The sequence below is a fragment of the Mycobacterium lehmannii genome, assembly GCF_001499925.1.
In the GTDB taxonomy this organism is placed as follows: domain Bacteria; phylum Actinomycetota; class Actinomycetes; order Mycobacteriales; family Mycobacteriaceae; genus Mycobacterium; species Mycobacterium lehmannii.
Genome location: NZ_LQIR01000011.1, coordinates 56334 through 78583, shown reverse-complemented (window position 1 = coordinate 78583; position 22250 = coordinate 56334). Strand labels below are relative to the sequence as shown.

Below are 22250 nucleotides of genomic sequence, written 5' to 3'. Positions count from 1 at the left end.
GAGGCAAGAGGTGGAAGCGGCACAACAACACTCCTCAATCAAAACGAGTGCTGTTGCATCGACCCCCTGAACCGAAGGCGCGGACTCGCACACAAGTTCAGTTTCGGCGCACGAGGCCATGCAGAGGCTGACGCACTCTGCCTTCGGCGGCCGACTAGACTCTTGCCCGTGGTGCTGTTCTTCGAACTTTTGCTCGTAGCCGCGACCCTGGTGATCACCTGGTTCGCGTTGTACGCGGTGTACCGGCTGATCACCGACGAGTCGTGACGTCCGGAGACGACGCAGTAGCGGCCGCCGCAGAACGAGCGAAAACGACCGCCGCGCGCAACATCCCGGCTTTCGGCGATCTTCCCGCACCTGCCGACACGGCCAATCTCCGCGAGGGCGCGAACCTCAACGACGCGCTGCTGGCGCTGCTGCCACTCGTCGGTGTCTGGCGCGGCGAAGGCGAGGGCCGCGGCGCCGACGGTGACTACCGGTTCGGCCAACAGATCGTGGCCTCCCACGATGGCGGCGACTACCTGATCTGGGAAGCGCGCTCGTGGCGGCTCAGCGAGTCCGGCGACTTCGAGGCGCACACGCTGCGCGAGTCCGGCTTCTGGCGTTTCGTCAACGACCCGGCCGACCCTTCTGAATCCCAGGCCATCGAACTGCTGCTGGCCCATTCCGCGGGCTATATCGAGTTGTTCTACGGCCGCCCCCTTTCCCAGTCGTCGTGGGAACTGGTCACCGATGCGTTGGCGCGCAGCAAGTCCGGGATGCTGGTCGGTGGCGCCAAACGGCTGTACGGCATCGTCGAGGGCGGTGATCTGGCCTACGTCGAGGAGCGTGTCGACGCCGACGGCGGCCTTGTCCCCCACCTATCGGCCCGGCTGTCGAGGTTCGCAGGCTGATGCGCGCGATCATGTTCGTCGCCGGCATCGCCGCGGCCGCAGCGCTGGCAGGTTGTGCGTCCGAACCACCGGACGAGCAGCAGCCCACCACCTCACAGGCCCCGGCCCAGACCACCACGTCCGAAGCCCCCGCCCAAACCACCGCGCCCCAGACCCCAGCCGGTCACGGTTCACTGGCGCAGTGCCTGAGCGACCACGGCGTACCCGCTGCGCCTGGACCTGCCGGCCCGCCACCCGGTGTCGACGCCGAGGCCTGGAACGAGGCCATGCAGGCGTGCGCCACGTTCGCGCCCGGGCCCGCCGGCTAAGCCAGTTGCGGGGCCTTACCCGCCTCGGCCAACCATTCACCGCGCAACTGCGCCAGCGTGCCGTCGTCGCGTAGCGAGTCCACGACCGAAGAGATGCAGGCGGTCAACCCGCTGCGTTTGGCGAGCACCAGGCCGAACTGCTCCGCGGCCTGGTCGCCTGCGGGCAGCTGGCCGACCATCATCCCGTCACGCAACTCGCCGACGATCGCGAACGCGGTCGGCAGATCGGCGATCAGCGCGTCGATCTCGCCGTCGGAGAGCGCCAGCTTCGCGTCGCCGTTGGTGTTGTACACCTCGACCGCGTCACGTTGGCCGACCGCCAGCGCGGCGGTGTGGCTGGTGCTGCCGACCTGGGCGCCCAGCCGCAGCTCTCTGAGGTCGCCGAGACTTTTCACGCCGGCCGCAGGCGAACCCTTGACGGTGACGACGGCTTGGTTCACATCGAAGTACGGCGTCGAGAAGTCGACGGCGGCCCTGCGCTGTTCGGTGATGGAGAACTGGGTCAGGTTGGCGTCGAACGATTTCGCGCCCGCGGCGATGGCTTCTCCGAACGGCACCCGCACCCACCGCACGTCGGTGGCGGCGTATCCGAGCCGGTTCGCGATGGCGTACGCGAGCGCCGATTCGAAGCCTTCCCCGTTGGCCGGGTTGTCCCCCATGTACCACGGCGGGTACACCGGCCGATCGGTTCCGAAGGTGAAGATGCCCTTGTACAGGGTCGCCAGCTTGTCTTTGTGACAGTCCCGCGGGTCCGGCGAGCTGTAGGGCTCAGCGGTGGGCGCACAGGCCGTCACGGCCGCGAGGGCGGTCAGCAGCACGCCGAGCTTCTTGACGATGCGCATGGGCCGCATCATCGCCCGGCGCACGTCAGAACCGCGAGTCCAGGCGTGCAACGGTTCGCTACCGATTCGGCCATCAGATATGGGGCGGCCCCCGAGCCGTGTGTTCCTGGCGGACAAGACCGAGGGGCTCGGGGGCCGGGTGACTGCGGGGAATTCGCCAGCGCGCGCAGGACGCGAAGAGCCGTCAGCTCATTCCCCTGGCGCTGCTAGCTCGCAGCCACCTCACAAGTCCATAAGTCACTCAAAATTCCGGACCACCTCCTCTCCTGTGTACGAGCGACGCTACCCGCGCGCACAAGAGGCGACAACCGGATTACGGGCCATTCAGCGTTCAGCGATCGCACACGATCGCGGCGTCGACGAGTTCGGCGAACTCGGCCGCCAGCGGGCTTGGCGTCAGCGGCGTCCCGTCCAGGGTGTGCACCCGCGCGGCCAACGTGATGCTCGACACCAGCCAAACACCCTGTGCGGTATGCAGATCCGCTGGTCGCAGCAAGCGGTAGTCGCAGTCGTAACCCTTGCCACGGGCGACGTCGAACAGCGCCTGCTGCGTGGTGCCGCGCAGGATCGGGAACCACGGCGGTGGTGTGAACAACGCGATATCGCCCGCACCGGGCTCGGACTCCGCGGCGATCACGACCGTCGAGCGCGGACCCTCGAGGATGAATCCGTCGGTGCCGACGAAGATCACGTCGCCCGCGCCGCTGCGTTCGGCATGTCGCAACGCGGCCATGTTCACCGCGTACGACAGCGTCTTGGCACCGGCGAGCAGCCACGGCATCTCATCCGCGCCGTCGGAGGCGAGTCCGCGCGCCAGCGTCAGCGCGGCAAGGCCGTTACGGCGCACATCGGTCACTCGCGCGGGTAACGACCCGACCGTCGCGAACGCCGTCGGGGGCGAACCGCCTTCCCGTCCCCTGCTGTACACCAACCGCAGCACGCCCTCCTCGCCCGTCTGCGACGTCCATTGGGCCACGGCGGCGGACACCGCGGAGCGCCAGCGCGGCAGGTCGGGATCGGGCAGATCGATCATCCGCGCCGACTGGGTGAGCCGGGACAGGTGGGCTTCGAGCAGGCATGGCCGACCGTCGCGGATCAGCAGTGTCTCGAAGACGCCGTCGCCGCGCACTGCCGCGAGGTCGTCGGCGTGCAGCAGCGGCGCCGCGGCGTCGTGCAGTCGCCCGTCAAGGGTCACCACGACCCCGGGTTCGCCAGCCATGGGCCCACAGCGTAGCCGTGGGCCGTCGCGCGCCGAACGTAGAGTTGACCTGTGACAACTTCTGGACCCGCCGTCCCTGCTCCCGACACCGGACCCGATGCAGGCGCCGTATGGCATTACGGCGATCCGCTGGGTGAACAACGGGCCGCCGCCGACGCCGCCGTCGTGGTGGACCGCTCGAACCGCGCCGTGCTCACGCTCACGGGCGCTGACCGCAAGGCGTGGCTGCACAACCTCACCACCCAGCACGTCAGCGAGCTGGCCGACGGCGCGGTCACCGAGAATCTCAGCCTCGACGGGCAGGGCCGTGTCGAAGATCACTGGGTGCAGACCGAACTCGGCGACATCACCTATCTCGACACCGAACCGACGCGCGGCGAGCCGCTGCTGGGCTACCTGCGCAAGATGGTGTTCTGGTCCGACGTCGCCGTCGAAGCTGCCGATCTGGCGGTGTTGTCGCTGCTCGGCCCGCGATTGGGCGATGGTGGGGTGCTCGGCGCGCTGGGTGTCGATTCGCTTCCGGCGCAGCAGACGGCTGTCGCGCTCACCGAGGGCGGCTTTCTGCGTCGTCTCGGCGGTGACGGAGTCGAACTCGACCTGGTCGTCCCCCGTGACCAGGTGCAGCCGTGGCTGCGGCGGCTCACCGACGCCGGGGTCCGGCCCGCCGGGGTCTGGGCGTACGAGGCACACCGTGTCGCCGCGCTGCGGGCACGCCTGGGGGTGGACACCGATGAGCGCACGATCCCGCACGAGGTGGGCTGGATCGGCTCCGCCGTGCATTTGGACAAGGGCTGCTACCGCGGACAGGAGACGGTCGCGCGGGTGCACAACCTGGGTAAACCGCCCCGAATGCTGGTCCGGCTGCACCTCGACGGTTCCAGCGACCGACCGGCCACCGGCGACCCGGTGCTGGCCGGCGGCCGGACCGTCGGGCGTCTCGGCACCGTCGTCGACCACGTCGACGAGGGGCCGGTGGCGCTGGCGCTGCTCAAGCGCGGCCTGCCCGCGGACACCGAATTGACCGTCGACGGCGTGCCGGCCGTCATCGACGCGGACTCGCTTCCGCCACCCGACGTCGCAGGTGCCGGGCGGCGCGCGGTCGAGCAGCTGCGCGGCGGGGCGCGGCCGTGACGAGGCCCTGCCAGCGCCGCGAGGCCAAGCACGCTAAAGTGTTGGCAGGACGATAAAAAACAGATCAGATCGGAGCCGCCTACCAATTGGGCCGCTCCGTTATTGCGCGAGGGGGTCCCCCCATGGGCCGCGGCCGGGCGAAGGCAAAGCAGACCAAGGTTGCTCGTGAGCTTAAATACAGCTCACCACAGACCGACTTAAAGCGGCTTCAGCAAGAGCTGTCGGGCGCTTCCGAGAACGACCTGAACGGCACCGATCCGGTGGCCGACGAGTGGGTCGACGAGGACGACTGGCGTCGCTGACCCCTAAAAGCGCGGGTGCTGACCCACGAGTTCGGCTCGTGGGCCGTCCTTACCGCCCTTTTTGACCGTTCCCAGCGTCCAGCAGTTCAGGTGGCGCGCGGTCAGAATCGCCAGGGCGCGGTCGGTGTCTTCGGGCGCGACGATCGCGACCATGCCGACGCCCATGTTGAAGGTCCGCTCCATCTCGACGCGCTCGACCCGTCCGCGCTGCCCGATCATCGCGAACACCGGTGCCGGCGTCCACGTGCCACGGTCGATTTCGGCGACCAGACCGTGCGGGATCACGCGCTCGAGGTTGCCGGCCAACCCGCCGCCTGTGACATGGCAGAACGTGCGAACCTGGGTTTCGGCGGCCAGCGCCAGACAGTCCTTGGCATAGATCCGGGTCGGCTCCAGAAGCTCCTCGCCCAGAGTGCGGCCGAACTCTTCGACATGGCCTGCCAGGTTCATCCGGTCGATCTCGAGCAGCACCTTGCGCGCCAACGAGTATCCGTTTGAGTGCAAGCCCGTCGAGGCCATCGCGATCAGCACGTCGCCGGGCTTGACCCGGTCAGGGCCGAGCACGTCATCGGCCTCGACCACGCCCACCCCGGTCGCCGAGATGTCGTAATGGTCGGGCGCCATCAGACCGGGATGTTCGGCCGTCTCACCGCCGAGCAGTGCGCAACCGGCCTGCAGGCAGCCGTTGGCGATGCCTGCCACCAGTTCGCTGATCCGCTCGGGGACCGTGCGGCCCACCGCGATGTAGTCCTGTAGGAACAGCGGTTCGGCACCGCAGACGACCAGATCGTCGACGACCATCGCGACCAGGTCGATTCCGACGGTGTCGTGCTTGTCCATGGCCTGGGCCACCGCCAGCTTGGTGCCGACTCCGTCGGTGGAGGAGGCCAGCACCGGCTCCCGGTAGCCGCCGCGCAGCGCGAACAGTCCGGCAAAGCCGCCGATACCGCCGCGCACCTCGGGTCGGGTCGCTTTCTCGGCGAGCGGTTTGAGGAGTTCGACGGCGCGGTCACCGGCTTCGATGTCGACCCCGGCCGACGCGTAGGAGATGCCGGCAGGTTCGGCGCGTTCGGTCATCGCGGTAAAGGCTACCGGTGTTCGCCGCGCTGCGGTAACCGCCTACGGCCGTCCCCACTCCGGCCGAGATGCCGCGCGATCGCCCACGGTGTGCCAATCTGACCGCTCATGACAACAGTTCGCTGGTCGGCCTCTGCCCTGTGCGCGTCGGTGATGGTCGCCGTGGCGTTGTTCGGCCAGGCCGAAGCGGCCGCGACACCGTCGTCCGGCGTACAAGCCAGGACGCTCTCGGAGGCGACGGTCGACGGAATCGACTACGTCACCCGCGAGATCACCATCGCGCCCGGCGGCAGCACCGGCTGGCACTATCACGACGGCCGGGTGTACGGCGTGATCCGCGAGGGCACGCTCACCCACGACGCCGCGGCCAACTGCGCGCCCGACGGCGTCTATCCGCCGGGCGCACCGATCACGGAGGCCACCGGTCCTGGCAACGTGCACATCGGCCGCAACCTGGGCCCGGCGCCGTTGGTGATGTGGGTGCTCTACATCAAGCCCGCGGGCACACCGCTGTCGGTTGACATGCCCGATCCCGGTTGCGGGTTTGCCTGACGCCGAAACCGGCGATCCCGGCGAGGTGACTGACGACATCCGTTGCTTGGTGACCGGAGCGACCGGCTACATCGGTGGCCGGTTGGTGCCCGCGTTACTCGACCGCGGCCACACGGTACGTGCGCTGGCGCGCAACCCCGACAAACTCGACGCCGTGCCGTGGCGCGACCGGGTCGAGGTGGCGCGTGGGGACCTCGGGGACGTCGACTCGCTGCGAGAAGCGTTCGCCGGCAGCGACGTCGTCTACTACCTGGTGCATTCGATGGGCAGCTCGTCCGATTTCGTCGAGGAGGAGGCGCGCTCGGCCCGCAACGTCGTGGCCGCCGCCCGCGATGCGGGCGTCAAGCGACTGGTGTACCTGAGCGGACTGCACCCCGCGGGAGCCGACCTCTCCCCGCACCTACAGTCGCGGACCGACGTCGGCGAGATCCTGCTCGAGTCCGGAATCGAGACCGTCGTCTTGCAGGCCGGCATCGTGATCGGTGCGGGTTCGGCGTCGTTCGAGATGATCCGCCACCTGACCAACCGGCTGCCGCTGATGACCACTCCGAAGTGGGTGCACAACAAGATCCAGCCCATCGCGATCGACGATGCGTTGCATTATCTGGCGGAGGCCGCCACGGCGCCGGTGCCCACGTCGCGCACGTGGGACATCGGCGGGCCCGACGTCTTCGAGTACGGCGAAGCGATGCAGGTGTACGCCGACGTATCGGGACGGCGACGCCGCGTGATGGTCGTATTGCCTTGGCTCACACCGACAATCGCGAGCTGGTGGATCGGGTTGGTGACCCCGCTCCCCGGCGGGCTGGCGCGGCCGCTTGTGGAGTCGCTGGAGTGTGACGCGGTGATGGCCGACCACGACATCGACGACGTCATCGCGCCGCCCGACGGCGGTCTCACCGGTTACCGGGAGGCGGTGGCCAAAGCCCTGGAGAGGGGACCGCTACCGACCGATCCGCACTGGGCGCACGTGGGAACGTAGTCACGGGCGACGGTTGCGGACGGCAGCTACGGACGACGCAGCGCCGAGACGTTGTCGTTGCCGGGCTGCAGCGGGATACCGCTCTTGGCGGCGGTCGAAAGCATGTGTTCGATCACGTTCTTGCCCAACGCCGATTCGCCCGGCAACTCGATCGGGTACTTGCCGTCGAAGCACGCGCTGCACAACCGCGATGCGGGCTGCTCGGTGGCCGCGATCATGCCCTGCTTGGAGATGTAGCCGAGCGTGTCGGCGCCGATCGCGTGGCGCACCGCCTCGAGCATCTCGTTCTCGTCGTCGACGGCGTTGGCGATCAGCTCGGCCGGGGTGGCGAAATCGATGCCGTAGAAGCACGGCCACTTCACGGGCGGGGAAGCGATGCGCACGTGCACCTCGACCGCCCCCGCCTCCCGCAGCATCCGGATCAGGGCGCGCTGGGTGTTGCCGCGGACGATCGAATCGTCGACGACGATCAGGCGCCGCCCGCGGATCACTTCCTTGAGCGGGTTGAGCTTGAGCCGGATGCCGAGTTGGCGGATGGTCTGGGACGGCTGGATGAAGGTGCGTCCGACATAGGCGTTCTTCATCAGGCCTTGGCCGTACGGGATTCCGGACTCCTGCGCATAGCCCACCGCGGCGGGTGTGCCCGACTCCGGCACGCCGATCACCAGGTCGGCCTCGACCGGCATCTCCCTGGCCAGCCGGCGCCCGATGTCGACGCGCGTCGCGTGCACCGATCGCCCGGCCAGCGTGCTGTCGGGCCGCGCGAGATAGACGTATTCGAAGACGCAGCCCTTGGGCTCCGGGCTGGCGAACCGGGTGGATCGCACCCCGTCGGCGTCGATCGCCAGCAGCTCGCCCGGTTCGATGTCGCGGACGAAGGAGGCGCCGACGATATCGAGCGCCGCGGTCTCCGACGCGACGACCCAGCCGCGGTCCAACCGCCCCAGCGCCAGCGGCCGCACTCCGTACGGGTCGCGGGCCGCATACAGGGTGTTTTCGTCCATCCACGTCAGACAGAACGCGCCGCGCACCGTGGGCAGCAGTTCGAGGGCGGCCTGCTCGAGCGTCGAATCGGCCGCACCGTGGGCCAGCAGGGCGCCGACGATGTCGGAGTCGGTGGTCGCCACCGGAGCGCCCCTGGTGTCGAGCAGCCCGGCCTCACGGGCCCGGGCCGCCAGCTCGGCGGCGTTCACGAGGTTGCCGTTGTGTCCCAGGGCCACGCCGGTACCGGCCGAGGTGTTCCGGAACACCGGCTGGGCGTTCTCCCACGTCGTCGACCCGGTGGTCGAATAGCGACAGTGCCCGATCGCGACGTGGCCCTCCATCGCGGCCAGCGTCTGCTCGTCGAACACCTGGCTCACCAGGCCCAGATCCTTGAAGACCAGCACCTGCGAGCCGTCGGCGACGGCGATGCCCGCCGCCTCCTGCCCGCGGTGCTGTAGGGCGTACAAGCCGTAGTACGTGAGCTTGGCGACCTCTTCGCCCGGCGCCCAGACGCCGAATACGCCGCACTCTTCGCGGGGTTCGTTATCCGAATCCGTCTGCTCGCCGGTCACGATAGGGCTGCTCCGAGGGGAGGGTGGCTGATGCTACGAGTCTACGGGCATTCATGAACAGCTTCGCACCTGCGGGGCGTGTCGTGGGACACGTCCACGACGGCAGTCGATAGTCACCTTCCACGTCCGCGCCCACGCCTACCCCTGAACATCCGGGCCGACGACTGGTGGAAGAGACCGTGACCGCTTCTGCTTCGTGTACTTCGGGTCGGTCGGCACGTGTCCGGGGTGGACGCGAGCTTGCACCTCGACTCGGGCAGCGGCGACCAAGCGGCCATCTGGGTACTGCTGTACCGCGGGCTTGTCGTCTCCGTCGTCGCCACGGTGGTGTGGTCCGTGCTCGATCGACGCCGCCTGTTCGATTATCCCGAGGCCAACCGGACCGCGGCAGGGTGCAGGCCTGCTGGGGGTCTGGGTGCTGATCGGTTGCGTGGCGTTGAACTGGCAGGGGCTGGCAGTCGTATGGCGGCGGACCCGCCAAGCACGACGCGTGCGGTATCAACGCATAGACAGCGAGTTGGTCTTGGCGCCTGCGCTTTTCGACGACACAATGGGCACGCTCGAGTGCCCGACCCGGCCACACAAACGGTCGAGCGGCTCACCCGCTGTGCACCCGCGGCTTCAACTGGGTTCAGGACTATCGGTACTTCCGGTGACCGTCGCCGGTCAGAGTCGCAGTATCGGTAGCCAGTCGGCGATCTCACCTGCGCGTGAGCCCGACATGACCAGCGTGCCGTCTGCTACGGCGTCGGCCATGGTGGCCAGGCCGGTCGCCAACAGCAGCCACGTTCGCGGATCGGTTTCGACCACGTTGGGCGGGTTACCGCGCCGGTGCGACGGGCCTTCGATGCACTGCACCGCGACGAACGGCGGCACGCGAACCTCGACGCTGGAACCCGGTGCCGACGCCGCGAGCGTGCGCGCCGTCAACCGGACCGCCTCGCCAAGTTGGGTGCGCGACGGCGCCGCCTGCGAGTCATCGCGCAGCCAGTCGGCGAGCGCTTCCACGGCGGCGCGGGTCTTCGCCGGATCGGCTGTATGACGGGCGGCCATAACCTACTGTCTCAAAGTGTTTGTCGACCGTCACAAGCCGCCGTACAAGGTGGCCGGTGCGGTGCTGTTGATCGTCGCGACCGTTGCGGCGAGCCTGCTCTACCTCCAGTTCCGCGGCGACCTGAGCCGCAAGGCGCAGCTGACCGTGCTGTCGCCGCGCGCGGGTCTGGTGGTCGAACGGGGAGCCAAGGTGACCTACAACGGAGTTGAGATCGGCCGGGTCAGCGGAATCTCCCATGTCGACAATGCCGCAGGGACGCCGGCGGAGTTGTCGTTGAACGTCAATCCGCGCTATCTGGAACGTATTCCGGCGAACGTGACCGCCGAGATACGCGCCACCACCGTGTTCGGCAACAAGTACATCTCGCTGGAGTCTCCCGATGATGCTTCGGCACAACATATCTCGGCCGGGGCTGTGATCGAGGCATCCGCGGTGACGACCGAGTTCAACACCGTCTTCGAGACGGTCATCGCGCTGGCCGAGAAGGTCGACCCGATCAAGCTGAACCAGACGCTGGCGGCGACCGCCGAAGCGCTCAGCGGCCTCGGCGGCAGCGGTTTCGGAGACTCGCTGGTGAACGGCGGCCGGATTCTCGACGACCTCAACGCCCGGATGCCGGCCATCCGCACCGACACTCGCCTGCTGGCCGACCTCGCCGAGGTGTACGCCGATGCGTCGGGGGACCTGTGGGACGGATTGCGGGACGCCGCGACCTCCGCCCGCACGTTCAACGAGCACCGCACCGACATCGACACCGCGCTGATGGCGGCGCTCGGCTTCGCCGACGTGGCGGCCGACACCATCGAACGCGGTGGCCCCTATCTCGTGCGCGGCGCCGCAGACCTGGTGCCGACGGCCCAGCTGTTCGACCACCACAGCCCCGCAATCGTGTGCACCATCCGCAAGTACGCCGAAGTGCAGCCCAGAGTGGCGAAGACGTTGGGCGGGAACGGATATTCGCTGACAGGCGGCGGCGGCATCCTGGCCGGCGCAGGCAACCCGTACATCTACCCGGACAACCTGCCGCGGGTCAACGCGAGGGGCGGGCCGGAAGGCCGTCCGGGCTGCTGGCAGGACATCACCCGCGACCTGTATCCCACGCCGTACCTGGTGATGGACACCGGCGCCAGCATCGCCCCGTACAACCACCTCGAGCTCGGCCAGCCGATGTTCATCGAGTACGTGTGGGGACGCCAGATCGGCGAGCTGACCATCAATCCCTGAGTGCCTCAGTCGGGCAAACCGAACAGTTTCACCACGCCGTGGTCGCGCCCGGCGGTGTAACCGCCGTCGACCGCGATCGCCTGACCGGTGACGAATGATGCATCGGGTGAGACGAGAAACGCTGCGACCGAAGCGATCTCGTCGGGTCTACCGCGCCTCTGCAACGCATGCTCTTCGGTGATGGACTGCAGCGGGCCCTCCATACCCTCCAGTCCCATCACGCTTTCCAGCATCGGGGTGTCGATGAAACCGGGGCAGATGGCGTTGGCGCGGATACCGCTGGGGCCGTAGTCGAGTGCGACGTTCTTGGTCAGGATCACGACACCCCCTTTGGCGGCGTTGTAGCTGCTGCCACCTGCCGTGCCCTCCAACCCTTCGACGCTGGCCAGCGTGACGATCGCTCCGCGCTCACCGTCTACCCGCGGTTGTTCGATCATCTTCGCCAGGGCGGCCTTGACCACCAGGAACGTCCCGGTGAGGTTGACCGCGATGACGCGGTCCCACTCGGTGCGGTCGAGCAGGTGTACCGGCCCGCCGCCTGCCACCCCCGCGGCGTGCACGACACCGTCGAGGCGACCACTCACCGCGGCGAAGACGGAGGCGACCGCGGTCTCATCGGTGACGTCGGCGATGACGAACTCGAAACCGTCGCCCGGGTTCTCACGTGGCTCGACCACGTCCGCGCCGATCACGGTGCCGCCCTCGGCGAGCAGGCGCCTCGCGGTGGCCAGACCGATACCCGATGCCGCACCGGTCACGACGAAGGTGCGGCGACGGGCTCGCCCTGCTGTGCTCATGACCGTGACTCTATGCGCCGCTGCACGGCCAGCGCCGCCAATGCCCCGGCTTCGTTGGCGGCCAGATGGGCCAGCATCGGCGCCACGACGCTGCCCGACCGCGCATGCAACCACCCGAAGAACCAGCCCGCGACGCCGGTGAACAGGACGGTGCCCAGCACCGGGTTGCGCGTGATGCGGGCGTCCATGATGTGCCAGAGACCGAACGCCGCCGCCTGCAGTAGGCGCCCGCCGGCAGGCCGGAACGCGGTCTCGGCGGTGTTGCCCAGCGTGGCTCGGTAGGCTACCTCCTCGGGCCAGACTGTGCCGATCGGGATCTCGAGCGCCATCCACCGCACGGGATGGCCGGGCAGTTCTCGGGCGGCCATTGCGCGCCGCACCGACGGGATCGCGGTGCCGACGGTGACTCCCAACGCGATCGGCGCGGCGGCGGCCAATCCGTAGCGCAGGCCCGACCACAGCGCCGGTGGGCGCAACCCGAGCGGAGGACGCGCGAGCGCGTAGACGCCTGCGCCCAACGCGGCATTCCACATCGGGTGGAACCGCACCCGAGGCGCGATGAAGCTCCATCCCACCAGCGCGATCGCAACGGCAACAGCCCGAAACCTTCCCGCTCCCATCAGTATTCGGGCCCATCTTCGGATTCGGTCTTGCTCAGGGCGGTGCGGATCCGTTCGGTGTCCTCGGGAGTCCACCCTGGCGGCGGCGCAACCGCGGCCCACCCGTCGAGCACCAGATCACCGTAGTTGTGGCCGTGGCCCCCGGGCACCGAACTCGCATTCGTCATATCGGCGGCGACCTGTCCGAAGGTGACGATCGGATACCACCGCATCGATGCGGTGCGGTCGATGCCGGGCGGTTCGCGCAACCAGTCCGGCCGGGTGAACAGAAGGTCGGTCGACCACCACACGATCGGATCGGAGGGGTGCTGCAGGAACAACACGCGCGTGCCCTCCCACGGCGTGGCGGCCACCTTCGCGATCTGCGCGGGATCGGTGGCCTGCGAGAAGCGCACGGTGCGGCCGTTGTCGTAGCGAGGCTCGACTTCGGGGGTGCGGGGATCACGCCGCGCGGTGATCGCGCTCCACAGCGGGCTCGCGTTCGGCGGGCCCACCCACAGCACCGACGAGAAGCCCATCCGTGAGATGTCGGGCAGCCAGTCGAACGCGCCCTGGCCGGCCATCGAACCGAGGCTCTCCCCGTAGAGCACGAGCTTGGGTCGCCGGTCCTGCGGAAGTTGTTCCCAGCGTTGATGAATGGCGTCGATCATCATGCGCCCGGAGTTCATCGACTTCTGCTGGTCGCCGAGGAAGGAGATCCAGCTCGGCAGGAAGGAGTACTGCGAACCCACCAGAGCGGTGTCGCCGTTGTACATCATTTCCAGCGATCGCGCCGCCACGGGGTTGATCCAGCCGGTACCGGTGGTGGGGACGATCACCAGCAGCTCGCGTTCGAACGCGCCCGTGCGCTCGAGCTCGCTGAGCAACACCGCCATCCGCTGCTCGTCGGTGTCGGCGGTCTGCAGGCCGACATACACGCGGATGGGCTCCTTGGCGGGTGTGCCGTTCAGCTCGGTGAGCTCCTCGGCGTCCGGCCCTGTCGCCACGAAGTTGCGGCCCTGATACCCCAGGGTGTCCCAGGCCGCGAATGACTCTGGGCTGCCCGACTTCTCGGGTTCGAGCGGTTGCACGACGCCAGCCCTGGTCGTGGTGTTCTGCGGCTGGAACACGCGGTTGGCGCCGGCGAGGAATCCGCGAACCAGCACACCGTTGATCAGCATGATGGCGAGCACCACGACGATCGCGGTGCCGATGAACAACGCCACTTCGTCGTGTAGGCGCCACCGGCGGATGAAGAAGCGGGCCATCGTCTTGATCACGTCGAGCAGCACGCGGGTGGTGGCCACACACGCCGCGCCGACGAGCGCCGCGAGCACCAGCGTGCGCAGATATCCGAAGGTCGTGGGGCCTTCCATGCCCATCACCGCCGACACCTGCCGCTGCCATGCGGCGGCCGGGATGACCATGAGGATGCTGGCCCCGAGCGCCAGCACGACCGTGGCACTCTTGGCCACCCAAAGCACCCGCTTCGGCGGGGGCCACCAGCTGGCGCGTCGTAACACGAACCGGCGCAGCATCTTTGCGATGAAGACGCCGATGCCGTAGCCGATGGCGGCGTTGATGCCCCCGATCAGGCCCGCGAACAGCCAGTCCCGGGGTAACAGTGAAGGGGTCAGCGAGAGGCAGAAGAACAGTGCGCTGAACGCGATTCCGACGAAGTCGAGGCGGAGCAGGCGCCACGCCCAGACGTATATGGGGTGTTGTTGTCGGGTGGTCTCACTCACCCGAACAACCTGGGCAGCACGCTCTCCGACGTGCTGCGCAGGTCCTCCAGAGTGACGGTGAACAAGCCCTGGACCTCGATCACCTCGCTGGCCTGGTCCACCACACCGATGCGCGTGGCCGGCAGTCCGCGAGCCTCGCACATCGCGCGGAAGCGGCTCTCCTCGGTGCGCGGCACTGCGACGAGGACGCGTCCCGCCGATTCGGAGAACAACGCGACGAATGGGTCTGCGCTCTCGGGAAGCACGATGCGGCAACCGGCTTCGCCGCGGAGCGCGGACTCGACGACGGCCTGGATCAGGCCGCCCTCGGACAGGTCGTGCGCCGCGGAGACCAGGCCGTCGCGCGACGCGGCCGTAAGCACCTCGGCGAGCAGTTTCTCGCGCGCGAGGTCCACCCTCGGCGGCAGCCCGCCCAGGTGATCGGCGGTGACCTGCGCCCAGATCGACCCGTCGAACTCGTCGCGGGTGTCGCCCAGGAGCATCAACGTCTCGCCGGGTTCATCGCCGAAGCCGGTCGGAATGCGACGTTTGACGTCGTCGATCACCCCGAGCACACCGACCACCGGGGTGGGCAGGACCGCGGTGGTGCCGGTCTGGTTGTAGAAGCTCACGTTGCCGCCGGTCACCGGAATCCCCAGCGCCGCAGCGCCGTCGGCCAACCCGCGCACGGCCTGGCTGAACTGCCACATGACGCCGGGATCCTCCGGTGAGCCGAAGTTCAGGCAGTTGGTCACCGCGACCGGTGTCGCGCCGGTGACCGCGACGTTGCGGTAGGCCTCGGCCAGCGCCAGCTGCGCGCCGGTGTAGGGGTCGAGCGCGGTGTAGCGACCCGACGCGTCGGTCGAGATCGCGATGCCGCGGCCCGTGGTCTCGTCGACACGCAGCAGGCCGCCGTCGGCGTCTTCGGCCAGCACGGTGTTGCCCCGCACGTAGCGGTCGTACTGCTCGGTGATGAACGCGCGGCTGCACAGGTGTGGACTGCCAACCAGCGCAAGCAGAGTCGCCTTGAGCTCCTCACCCGTCGACGGCCGCGGCAGCTTGGCGGTGGTGTCGGCGTTGAGCGCGTCCTGTGCTTCGGGCCGCTGCACCGGCCGCTCGTAGACCGGGCCCTCGTGCGCGACGGTGCGCGGCGGTACGTCGACGACAGTCTCGCCGTGCCAGGTGATCTGCAGGCGATCGCCGTCGGTGACCTCGCCGATAACCGTGGCCAGCACCTCCCACTTGCGGCAGACGGCCATGAACTTCTCGACGTTCTCGGGCGTGACGACAGCGCACATGCGCTCCTGTGACTCGCTCGACAGGATCTCGGCGGGCGTCATGTTCGCCGCGCGCAAGGGCACCGCATCCAGCTCGATGCGCATACCACCGTCGCCGGCCGATGCGAGTTCAGATGTGGCGCAGGAGAGTCCGGCTCCACCGAGGTCCTGGATGCCGACCACGAGACCGCCTGCGTACAGCTCGAGACAGCACTCGATGAGCACCTTCTCCATGAACGGGTCGCCCACCTGGACACTGGGCAGCTTCTTGCGTCCCGCAGCACCGCTCTCGTCGCCGCCGAACGTCTCTGACGCCAGCACGCTCACACCGCCGATGCCGTCGAGGCCGGTGCGGGCACCGAACAGGATGATCTTGTTGCCGGTGCCGGACGCGAACGCCAGGTGCAGGTCCTCCTTGCGCAGCACCCCCACACACAGCGCGTTGACCAACGGGTTGCCGCCGTAGGACGCGTCGAACACGGTCTCGCCGCCGATGTTGGGCAGTCCCAACGAGTTGCCGTAGCCGCCGATTCCGCGTACCACCCCGTCGACGACGCGGCGGGTGTCGGGTGCGTCGGGCGCACCGAAGCGCAACTGGTCCATCACCGCGACCGGGCGCGCGCCCATGGCCATGATGTCGCGGACGATGCCGCCGACGCCGGTGGCGGCGCCCTGGTAGGGCTCGATGTAGGACGGGTGGTTGTGTGACTCGACCTTGAAGGTGGCGGCCCAGCCGTCACCGATGTCGACGACGCCGGCGTTCTCGCCGATGCCGGCCAGCATTGTCTTGCGCATGTCGTCGGTGGTGGTCTCGCCGAAGTAGCGCAGGTGCACCTTCGACGACTTGTACGAACAGTGTTCGCTCCACATCACCGAATACATCGCCAGTTCGGCGTCGGTCGGCCTGCGGCCCAGGATTTCGCGGATCCGCTGATACTCGTCGTCTTTGAGGCCGAGTTCGCGGAAGGGCTGGGGATGGTCGGGGGTGGCGGCGGCTCTGTCGACGGTGTCTACAGTGTTCAAGGCATGGGTTAGCTCCGACGTCACGAGGCCATTCTAGGTTGTCCGCCGTCTCAGGCACCCGACACGCGCTCAGCCCCAGATCCGAGCGAGCGCGTCGGCGAGAGCGCTCGGGTCTTGCGTGTCGCTGTTGCAGCTCACCGCCACCGACGTACGCCGGTCGCGATCGATCCGGAAATCGGTGACGAAGCCGCCCCAGGCCCCGTCGTGGCCGAGCGCGCCGTCGGCGTACTCGTAGATGCCGGCACCGTACCGGTCGCCGTCCCCGGTCTCGACCGCCCCGGCGAGCTGGGCGTCGAGCAACGTCCGGCCGCCGACTTCGCCGGTGCGGTAGTTGTCCGCCCAGCGCACCAGCTGGCTCGGCGCGGTCTGGATCGAACCATCTCCGACCTGCTGCCATGCGGTGCGCGCTGGCGTGAATTCGCCGTCGGCGCCCGTATAAGGGACCGCGGCGCCGGGGACCGGAGCGGCGGGGTCGAGGACCATGTCCAGCTCGAGCGGCCAGAAGATCCGCGCCGACAGAAATGCCGAGAGCGGTTGCCGCGCCGTCCGTTCGACGATTTCGGCCAGCAGCACGTAGTTCGAGTTCGAGTACTCGAACGCCGTGCCGGGCTCGAAATCGAGTTCGGTCACGGCCCCCAGTGCCTTCAGAGCGTCGGCGTTTGTGGTGCGGTCGGTCAATGTGAAACCGGCGTCTTCGAGCAGCCCCATGTAATCGGGGATCCCGCTGGTCTGATGCATCAGCTGCCCGATGGTGACGCCGGCGGCCCACGGCGGTAGTCCCGCCACGTGTGTCGCCAAGGTGTCGTCGAGCGCGAGCTGGTGCCGGTCCACCAGCAGGAGGACGGCGGTCGCTGTGAACTGTTTGGAGACCGAGGCGATGTCGAACGCGGTGTCAGTGGTCAGCTCGGCGCCGGTGGCGATGTCCGCGACACCCCGGGCTCCGACCCAGACCACGGCGCCCTCGACCCCAACCGCCGCGGAGCAACCCGGAGCGCCGTCTTCAAGACCGTCGACCAGCACTCCCTGGCTGCGGGCGGGGCGATCGTCGGATTCGACCGCTGTCTCGGCGAGGGGTGCGGTCGCTTCGGCTGCACAGGCGCTCATCAGCAGCGCGGCCGCGAGAGCCGCCGTCGCCGCACGGACCGGTCGCGTCACAGGATCGACGTTAAGGGGCACGCCTGGTTTACACCCGAAAAACGTTCAGCGGCCCGCGTACCGCACGTGCGATCAGGGGTGGTCGGCCGAGCCGATGCAGAACTGGTTACCGTCCGGATCGGCCAGCACCACCCATCCGAAATCACCCATGCTGTGCCGCCCGAGTTCGGTGGCCCCGAGGTCGACGAGCCGCTTGACCTCCGGCTCGATGTCGTCGGCGCCGAGGTCGAGATGGAGACGATTCTTACCCGGGGTGGGATCGTCGACCTTCTGGAAGCCGAGGCCGGTGGCGCTGCCCGGCTGCGAGACCGTCACGAAAAAGCCTGGCGCCATTGGGTTGACCTCGCCGCCCAGCGCACGGGCCCACCACTCGGCGAGCCGGTCGGGGTCGGTGCTGTCGAAGGTGACGTTGAACACGGCGAGCGTCATAACGCCGAGACTAAATCACCGCGGTGACAGAAATGCCGTCAACGCCGCGGCATAGGCGGTGACGTCGCCGGCGCCCATCACCTCCCGAGCGGAATGCATAGCCAGCTGCGGAGCACCGACGTCGACGGTCGGGATGCCGGTGCGCGCCGCGGTCATCGGCCCGACCGTCGACCCGCACGGCAGGTCGGCCCGGTGTTCGTAGCGCTGCAGCGGCACCCCGGCTTGCGCGCACGCCAGCGCGAACGCCGCGGCGGTGCGCCCGTCGGTGGCGTACCGCAGGTTCGGCTGCACCTTGAGCACCGGTCCCGCATTGACCTCGATCAGGTGTCCCGGTTCGTGACGCTCCGGGTAGTTCGGGTGCGTGGCATGCGCCATGTCGCCGGACGCCACCATCGAGCCGGGCAGGCGCCGCAGGAAGTCCTCGCGCCCGCCGCCCGCGCTGAGCGTGATCCGCTCGAGCACGGTCAGCAGCAGGTCGGACTGGGCGCCGTGGTCGGACTGCGAGCCGACCTCCTCGTGGTCGAAGAGCACCAGCACCGGCGAATATCCGTTCGGCTCGGCCGCGAGGAACGCCTCCAGCCCCGCGTAGCAGGTCGCCTGGTTGTCCAGCCGGGGGGCGCTCACCAGGTCGCGGTCGGCGCCGACGAGCCGCGACGGGGCCAGGTCGTGGGTCATCAGGTCGGCGCCCAGCACGTCGTCGGCCGCCACCTCGGCATGCTCGGCCACGTGATCGAGGAAGGACCGTGGTCCCTTCTGGCCGGCAGGGTCCGCGCCCCATACCGCGTTGACGTGGCGCTGCGGGTTCAGCTCGACGGCCTTGCGGTCCTCGGCGAGGTGGATCGCCAGCTGCGGCACCCGCAGGATCGGCTCGTCGATCCGGATGAGCCGGTGCACCAGTCCACTGCTGGTGCGCACCGACAGCCGGCCGCTGATCCCCAGATCGCGGTCGAGCCACGAATTCAGCCACGCGCCGCCGTACGGCTGCAGCGCGACCACCCGCCAACCGGCGACGAACCGGTCAGGGTGCTGTTTGACCCGAAGGTTGGGGCTGTCGGTGTGGGCGCCGACGATCCGAAACGGGGCGTTGCGGCTGCCGCCGTCGGACCGCCAGGCGATCAGCGATCCGGCCCGCACGACGAAGAAGTCGCCGTGGGTGGGCCAGGCGTCGGCTTCGGACAGTTCGCGAAAGCCAGCCTCGCGCAGGCGCGACGCAGCCGTCTCGCAGACGTGGTACGGCGACGGCGACGCGTCGATGAACTCGCAGAGGCTCTGGGGGCTAGCTGCCATTCCTTCATCTTTACCGGTGAATCAAGATCAATGACGCTAGGGTCCTGATGTGCCCGAGATCCAGCCACAACCGGTGCTCGAACCGTTGACGCCTGCCGCCGTCTTCCTGGTGGCGACCATCGTCGACGGCGGGGAGGCGACCGTGCACGACACGTTGCCCGACGTCTCGGGGCTGGTGCGGGCCATAGGTTTCCGCGAGCCGGCAAAGCGGCTATCGGCGATCACGTCGATCGGGTCCGACGCCTGGGACCGGTTGTTCACCGGTCCTCGGCCGGCCGAACTCCACCCCTTCGTCGAAATCCGCGGCGACCGCCACCACGCCCCGTCGACCGAGGGCGACGTGTTGTTCCATATCCGGGCGGAGTCCATGGACGTCTGCTTCGAACTGGCCACCAAGTTGGTCGAGGCGATGGACGGTGCGCTCACCATCGTCGACGAGACCCATGGCTTCAAGTTCTTCGACAACCGCGACCTGATGGGTTTCGTCGACGGCACCGAGAACCCCGACGGTCCGCTCGCGCGCTCGGCCACCCGGATCGGCGACGAGGACCCCGATTTCGCGGGCGGCTGTTACGTGCACGTGCAGAAGTACGTGCACGACATGGCCGCGTGGAACGCGCTGTCGGTGGAGGAGCAGGAGCGGGTGATCGGGCGCACGAAGCTCGACGACATCGAACTCGACGACGAGATCAAGCCAGCCAATTCGCATGTCGCGCTCAACGTGATCACCGACGACGACGGCAACGAACTGAAGATCGTGCGACACAATATGCCGTTCGGCGAGATCGGTAAGGGCGAGTTCGGCACCTACTACATCGGGTATTCGCGGACGCCGGCCGTCACCGAGCAGATGCTCGACAACATGTTCCTCGGCGACCCGCCCGGCAACACCGATCGCATCCTGGACTTCTCGACCGCGTTGACGGGCGGCTTGTTCTTCACCCCGACCCTCGACTTCCTCGACGATCCTCCCCCACTGCCCAATTCGGTCGGCGCCGGTCAGGACGAACCGGCGCCGCCCGTGGCCACCTCCGCCGAATACGAGGGCTCGCTGGCCATCGGCAGCCTGAAAGGAACCCGCTGATGAACAACCTGTACCGCGACCTGGCGCCAATCACCGAAGAGGCCTGGGCCGAGATCGAGCTCGAGGCGACACGAACGTTCAAGCGCCACATCGCCGGTCGTCGCGTGGTGGACGTCAGCGAACCGGGCGGGCCCGTCAAGGCCGCGATCAGCACCGGCCACCTGCGCGACGTGCCGCCTCCGGGCGACGGCGTGGTCGCGCACCTGCGGGAGGCCAAACCGCTGGTGCGGCTGCGCGTGCCGTTCACGGTGTCGCGCACCGCGATCGACGATGTCGAGCGGGGTTCGCAGGACTCGGACTGGGATCCGGTCAAGGACGCCGCCATGAAACTGGCGTTCGCCGAGGACCGGGCGATCTTCGAGGGCTATGAGGCGGCGTCGATCGAAGGCATCCGGGCGTGCAGTTCCAACACCGCGCTCGCGCTGCCCGACGACGAGCGCGATATCCCCGACGTCATCTCCCAGGCGCTTTCCGAGCTGCGGCTCTCCGGCGTGGACGGGCCGTATTCGGTACTGCTCTCGGCGGAGGTGTACACCAAGGTCAGCGAAACCACGCAGCACGGCTATCCGATCCGCGAGCACCTCAACCGGCTGGTCGACGGCGAGATCATCTGGGCGCCGGCCATCGACGGTGCGTTCGTGTTGTCAACGCGCGGGGGTGATTTCGATCTCCAGCTGGGCACCGACGTGTCGATCGGCTACCTGTCGCACGACGCGGGAACCGTGCAGTTGTATCTGGAGGAGACGCTGACGTTCCTGTGCTACACCGCCGAGGCCTCGGTGGCCCTGACCCCGTGACCTTCAGCGCCCTACGCGCTGAGGACGCCGTCGAGTGCGCTGTAGAAAAGGCCCAGCCCGTCGTCGGACGGTCCGGTCAGCGCCTCGGTGGCGTGTTCGGGATGCGGCATCAGACCCACGACGCGTCCGTTGGCCGAGCTGATGCCTGCGATGTTGCGCTGTGAGCCGTTGGGGTTTTCGCGGTACCGGAACACCACGCGGCCTTCGCCCTCGAGCTCGTCGAGCACCTTGTCGCTGGCCACGTACCGGCCCTCGCCGGACTTCAGCGGAATCAGCACGTCGGCGCCGGCCTCGTACCGCGATGTCCACGCCGAGGAGTTCGACGCCACTTCCAACCAGATGTCGCGGCAGACGAAGTGCAGCCCGACGTTGCGGGTCAACGCGCCCGGCAACAGGCCGGACTCGCACAGCACCTGAAAACCGTTGCAGATCCCCAGAACCGGCATGCCGCCATCGGCGGCCCGGATGACCTCGCCCATCACCGGTGCGAACTTCGCGATCGCTCCGGCGCGCAGATAGTCCCCGTAGGAGAACCCGCCGGGCACCACCACGGCGTCAACGCCCTTCAAATCGGCGTCGGCGTGCCACAGCGAAACGGGCTCTGCGCCTGCCAACCGAACGGCGCGTGCGGCGTCGACGTCGTCGAGGGTGCCCGGAAATGTGATGACGCCCACACGTGCCGTCACGATTGCTCCCTGCTGACCGACCAGTCCTCGATCACGGTGTTCGCCAGCAGCGATTCCGCGATCTCGGCCAGGGTGCCGTCGTCGATACTGTCGTCGACCTCGAGCTCAAAACGCTTGCCCTGCCGAACATCTGAGACGCCGTTGAAGCCCAGACGGCCCAATGCGCCGACGATCGCCTGCCCCTGCGGGTCGAGGATCTCGGCCTTGGGCATCACGTGCACCACCACCCTTGCCACGCGTCAACTGTACCGG

The 22250-nt window shown here is 68.4% G+C and carries 23 protein-coding genes and 1 pseudogene; 10 read left to right on the top strand and 14 right to left on the bottom strand.

Annotated elements, in window-relative coordinates:
* The first annotated feature begins 263 nt into the window (after positions 1 to 263).
* Positions 264 to 893 (top strand): heme-binding beta-barrel domain-containing protein, encoded by a 630-nt coding sequence (locus tag AU192_RS07850; RefSeq protein WP_064395230.1) that lies wholly within the window; start codon positions 264 to 266, stop codon positions 891 to 893.
* Complete coding sequence (locus tag AU192_RS07845; RefSeq protein WP_064395229.1) at positions 893 to 1201, top strand: hypothetical protein; 309 nt, start codon at positions 893 to 895, stop codon at positions 1199 to 1201. The genes AU192_RS07850 and AU192_RS07845 overlap by 1 nt, the downstream gene beginning before the upstream one ends.
* Here the strand turns inward: AU192_RS07845 and AU192_RS07840 are convergent.
* Complete coding sequence (locus tag AU192_RS07840; RefSeq protein WP_094288804.1) at positions 1198 to 2043, bottom strand: ABC transporter substrate-binding protein; 846 nt, start codon at positions 2041 to 2043, stop codon at positions 1198 to 1200. The genes AU192_RS07845 and AU192_RS07840 overlap by 4 nt on opposite strands.
* A 331-nt stretch (positions 2044 to 2374) precedes the next feature.
* A complete protein-coding gene (locus AU192_RS07835) occupies positions 2375 to 3262 on the bottom strand; it encodes an aminodeoxychorismate lyase (protein ID WP_064395227.1) in 888 nt (295 codons plus the stop codon).
* Between the two features lie 51 nt (positions 3263 to 3313).
* On the opposite strand from AU192_RS07835, the gene ygfZ reads away from it, so the two are divergent.
* Both ygfZ and AU192_RS07825 read left to right on the top strand, forming a co-directional pair.
* Complete coding sequence (gene ygfZ, locus AU192_RS07830; RefSeq protein WP_064395226.1) at positions 3314 to 4393, top strand: CAF17-like 4Fe-4S cluster assembly/insertion protein YgfZ; 1080 nt, start codon at positions 3314 to 3316, stop codon at positions 4391 to 4393.
* Positions 4394 to 4515: 122 nt separating this feature from the next.
* A complete protein-coding gene (locus tag AU192_RS07825) occupies positions 4516 to 4695 on the top strand; it encodes a DUF3073 domain-containing protein (RefSeq protein WP_064395225.1) in 180 nt (59 codons plus the stop codon).
* Between the two features lie 3 nt (positions 4696 to 4698).
* Here AU192_RS07825 and purM read toward each other — a convergent pair whose 3' ends face one another.
* On the bottom strand, positions 4699 to 5772 hold the full coding sequence (purM, locus tag AU192_RS07820; protein ID WP_064348066.1) for a phosphoribosylformylglycinamidine cyclo-ligase: 1074 nt from the start codon (positions 5770 to 5772) through the stop codon (positions 4699 to 4701).
* A gap of 108 nt (positions 5773 to 5880) precedes the next feature.
* Between purM and AU192_RS07815 the strand changes: the two genes are divergently transcribed.
* A complete protein-coding gene (locus tag AU192_RS07815; RefSeq protein ID WP_064395224.1) occupies positions 5881 to 6324 on the top strand; it encodes a cupin domain-containing protein in 444 nt (147 codons plus the stop codon).
* A gap of 25 nt (positions 6325 to 6349) precedes the next feature.
* Positions 6350 to 7306: an NAD(P)H-binding protein gene (locus AU192_RS07810; protein ID WP_066811121.1), complete on the top strand. Its 957-nt coding sequence runs from the start codon at positions 6350 to 6352 to the stop codon at positions 7304 to 7306.
* A 26-nt stretch (positions 7307 to 7332) separates the two neighbouring features.
* Here the strand turns inward: AU192_RS07810 and purF are convergent, their stop codons facing one another.
* Positions 7333 to 8862, bottom strand: a complete 1530-nt coding sequence (gene purF / locus AU192_RS07805; protein WP_064395222.1) for an amidophosphoribosyltransferase — start codon at positions 8860 to 8862, stop codon at positions 7333 to 7335.
* Positions 8863 to 9069: 207 nt separating this feature from the next.
* Here purF and AU192_RS26255 point away from each other — a divergent pair.
* A pseudogene (locus AU192_RS26255) lies at positions 9070 to 9216 on the top strand (DoxX family protein); the annotation flags it as partial.
* A gap of 312 nt (positions 9217 to 9528) precedes the next feature.
* Here the strand turns inward: AU192_RS26255 and AU192_RS07800 are convergent.
* A complete protein-coding gene (locus AU192_RS07800) occupies positions 9529 to 9915 on the bottom strand; it encodes a sterol carrier family protein (RefSeq protein WP_064395221.1) in 387 nt (128 codons plus the stop codon).
* 16 nt (positions 9916 to 9931) lie between these two features.
* Here AU192_RS07800 and AU192_RS07795 point away from each other — a divergent pair, with 16 nt between their 5' ends.
* Positions 9932 to 11140, top strand: a complete 1209-nt coding sequence (locus AU192_RS07795; RefSeq protein ID WP_064395220.1) for an MCE family protein — start codon at positions 9932 to 9934, stop codon at positions 11138 to 11140.
* A 5-nt stretch (positions 11141 to 11145) separates the two neighbouring features.
* On the opposite strand, the gene AU192_RS07790 is transcribed toward AU192_RS07795, so the two are convergent.
* From AU192_RS07790 to AU192_RS07760, 7 genes are all read right to left on the bottom strand, one after another.
* Positions 11146 to 11937, bottom strand: coding sequence for an SDR family NAD(P)-dependent oxidoreductase (locus AU192_RS07790; RefSeq protein ID WP_064395219.1), 792 nt, complete (start codon positions 11935 to 11937; stop codon positions 11146 to 11148).
* Positions 11934 to 12557: an Rv0804 family intramembrane glutamic endopeptidase gene (locus AU192_RS07785; RefSeq protein WP_064395218.1), complete on the bottom strand. Its 624-nt coding sequence runs from the start codon at positions 12555 to 12557 to the stop codon at positions 11934 to 11936. The genes AU192_RS07790 and AU192_RS07785 overlap by 4 nt, the downstream gene beginning before the upstream one ends.
* On the bottom strand, positions 12557 to 14281 hold the full coding sequence (locus AU192_RS07780; protein WP_064395217.1) for an alpha/beta hydrolase: 1725 nt from the start codon (positions 14279 to 14281) through the stop codon (positions 12557 to 12559). Before AU192_RS07780 ends, AU192_RS07785 begins: the two co-directional genes overlap by 1 nt.
* Positions 14278 to 16560 carry a phosphoribosylformylglycinamidine synthase subunit PurL gene (gene purL, locus AU192_RS07775; RefSeq protein WP_207544916.1) on the bottom strand — a complete coding sequence of 761 codons (2283 nt, stop codon included), beginning with the start codon at positions 16558 to 16560 and terminating at the stop codon, positions 14278 to 14280. Before purL ends, AU192_RS07780 begins: the two co-directional genes overlap by 4 nt.
* A 69-nt stretch (positions 16561 to 16629) precedes the next feature.
* Positions 16630 to 17664: a serine hydrolase domain-containing protein gene (locus AU192_RS07770; RefSeq protein WP_064395241.1), complete on the bottom strand. Its 1035-nt coding sequence runs from the start codon at positions 17662 to 17664 to the stop codon at positions 16630 to 16632.
* 123 nt (positions 17665 to 17787) lie between these two features.
* Positions 17788 to 18144 carry a VOC family protein gene (locus AU192_RS07765; RefSeq protein ID WP_064395215.1) on the bottom strand — a complete coding sequence of 119 codons (357 nt, stop codon included), beginning with the start codon at positions 18142 to 18144 and terminating at the stop codon, positions 17788 to 17790.
* Between the two features lie 15 nt (positions 18145 to 18159).
* Positions 18160 to 19431 carry a M18 family aminopeptidase gene (locus AU192_RS07760; protein ID WP_064395214.1) on the bottom strand — a complete coding sequence of 424 codons (1272 nt, stop codon included), beginning with the start codon at positions 19429 to 19431 and terminating at the stop codon, positions 18160 to 18162.
* 49 nt (positions 19432 to 19480) lie between these two features.
* Here AU192_RS07760 and AU192_RS07755 point away from each other — a divergent pair, with 49 nt between their 5' ends.
* Complete coding sequence (locus AU192_RS07755) at positions 19481 to 20515, top strand: Dyp-type peroxidase (RefSeq protein ID WP_064395213.1); 1035 nt, start codon at positions 19481 to 19483, stop codon at positions 20513 to 20515.
* A complete protein-coding gene (locus AU192_RS07750; RefSeq protein WP_064395212.1) occupies positions 20515 to 21312 on the top strand; it encodes a family 1 encapsulin nanocompartment shell protein in 798 nt (265 codons plus the stop codon). Before AU192_RS07755 ends, AU192_RS07750 begins: the two co-directional genes overlap by 1 nt.
* 11 nt (positions 21313 to 21323) lie before the next feature.
* On the opposite strand, the gene purQ is transcribed toward AU192_RS07750, so the two are convergent.
* Complete coding sequence (purQ, locus tag AU192_RS07745; RefSeq protein WP_064395211.1) at positions 21324 to 21998, bottom strand: phosphoribosylformylglycinamidine synthase subunit PurQ; 675 nt, start codon at positions 21996 to 21998, stop codon at positions 21324 to 21326.
* Complete coding sequence (purS, locus tag AU192_RS07740) at positions 21995 to 22234, bottom strand: phosphoribosylformylglycinamidine synthase subunit PurS (protein ID WP_064395210.1); 240 nt, start codon at positions 22232 to 22234, stop codon at positions 21995 to 21997. Before purS ends, purQ begins: the two co-directional genes overlap by 4 nt.
* Between the last annotated feature and the right edge of the window lie 16 nt (positions 22235 to 22250).

Bases quoted from the DNA above. Each gene is read 5' to 3' on its own strand.
- AU192_RS07770 (WP_064395241.1), bottom strand. From the start codon at position 17,664: ATGAGCGCCTGTGCAGCCGAAGCGACCGCACCCCTCGCCGAGACAGCG.
- AU192_RS07800 (WP_064395221.1), bottom strand. From the start codon at position 9,915: ATGGCCGCCCGTCATACAGCCGATCCGGCGAAGACCCGCGCCGCCGTG.
- AU192_RS07825 (WP_064395225.1), top strand. From the start codon at position 4,516: ATGGGCCGCGGCCGGGCGAAGGCAAAGCAGACCAAGGTTGCTCGTGAG.
- AU192_RS07835 (WP_064395227.1), bottom strand. From the start codon at position 3,262: ATGGCTGGCGAACCCGGGGTCGTGGTGACCCTTGACGGGCGACTGCAC.
- AU192_RS07785 (WP_064395218.1), bottom strand. From the start codon at position 12,557: ATGGGAGCGGGAAGGTTTCGGGCTGTTGCCGTTGCGATCGCGCTGGTG.
- AU192_RS07840 (WP_094288804.1), bottom strand. From the start codon at position 2,043: ATGCGCATCGTCAAGAAGCTCGGCGTGCTGCTGACCGCCCTCGCGGCC.
- AU192_RS07765 (WP_064395215.1), bottom strand. From the start codon at position 18,144: ATGACGCTCGCCGTGTTCAACGTCACCTTCGACAGCACCGACCCCGAC.
- AU192_RS07815 (WP_064395224.1), top strand. From the start codon at position 5,881: ATGACAACAGTTCGCTGGTCGGCCTCTGCCCTGTGCGCGTCGGTGATG.
- purM (WP_064348066.1), bottom strand. From the start codon at position 5,772: ATGACCGAACGCGCCGAACCTGCCGGCATCTCCTACGCGTCGGCCGGG.
- AU192_RS07750 (WP_064395212.1), top strand. From the start codon at position 20,515: ATGAACAACCTGTACCGCGACCTGGCGCCAATCACCGAAGAGGCCTGG.
- AU192_RS07760 (WP_064395214.1), bottom strand. From the start codon at position 19,431: ATGGCAGCTAGCCCCCAGAGCCTCTGCGAGTTCATCGACGCGTCGCCG.
- AU192_RS07790 (WP_064395219.1), bottom strand. From the start codon at position 11,937: ATGAGCACAGCAGGGCGAGCCCGTCGCCGCACCTTCGTCGTGACCGGT.
- AU192_RS07845 (WP_064395229.1), top strand. From the start codon at position 893: ATGCGCGCGATCATGTTCGTCGCCGGCATCGCCGCGGCCGCAGCGCTG.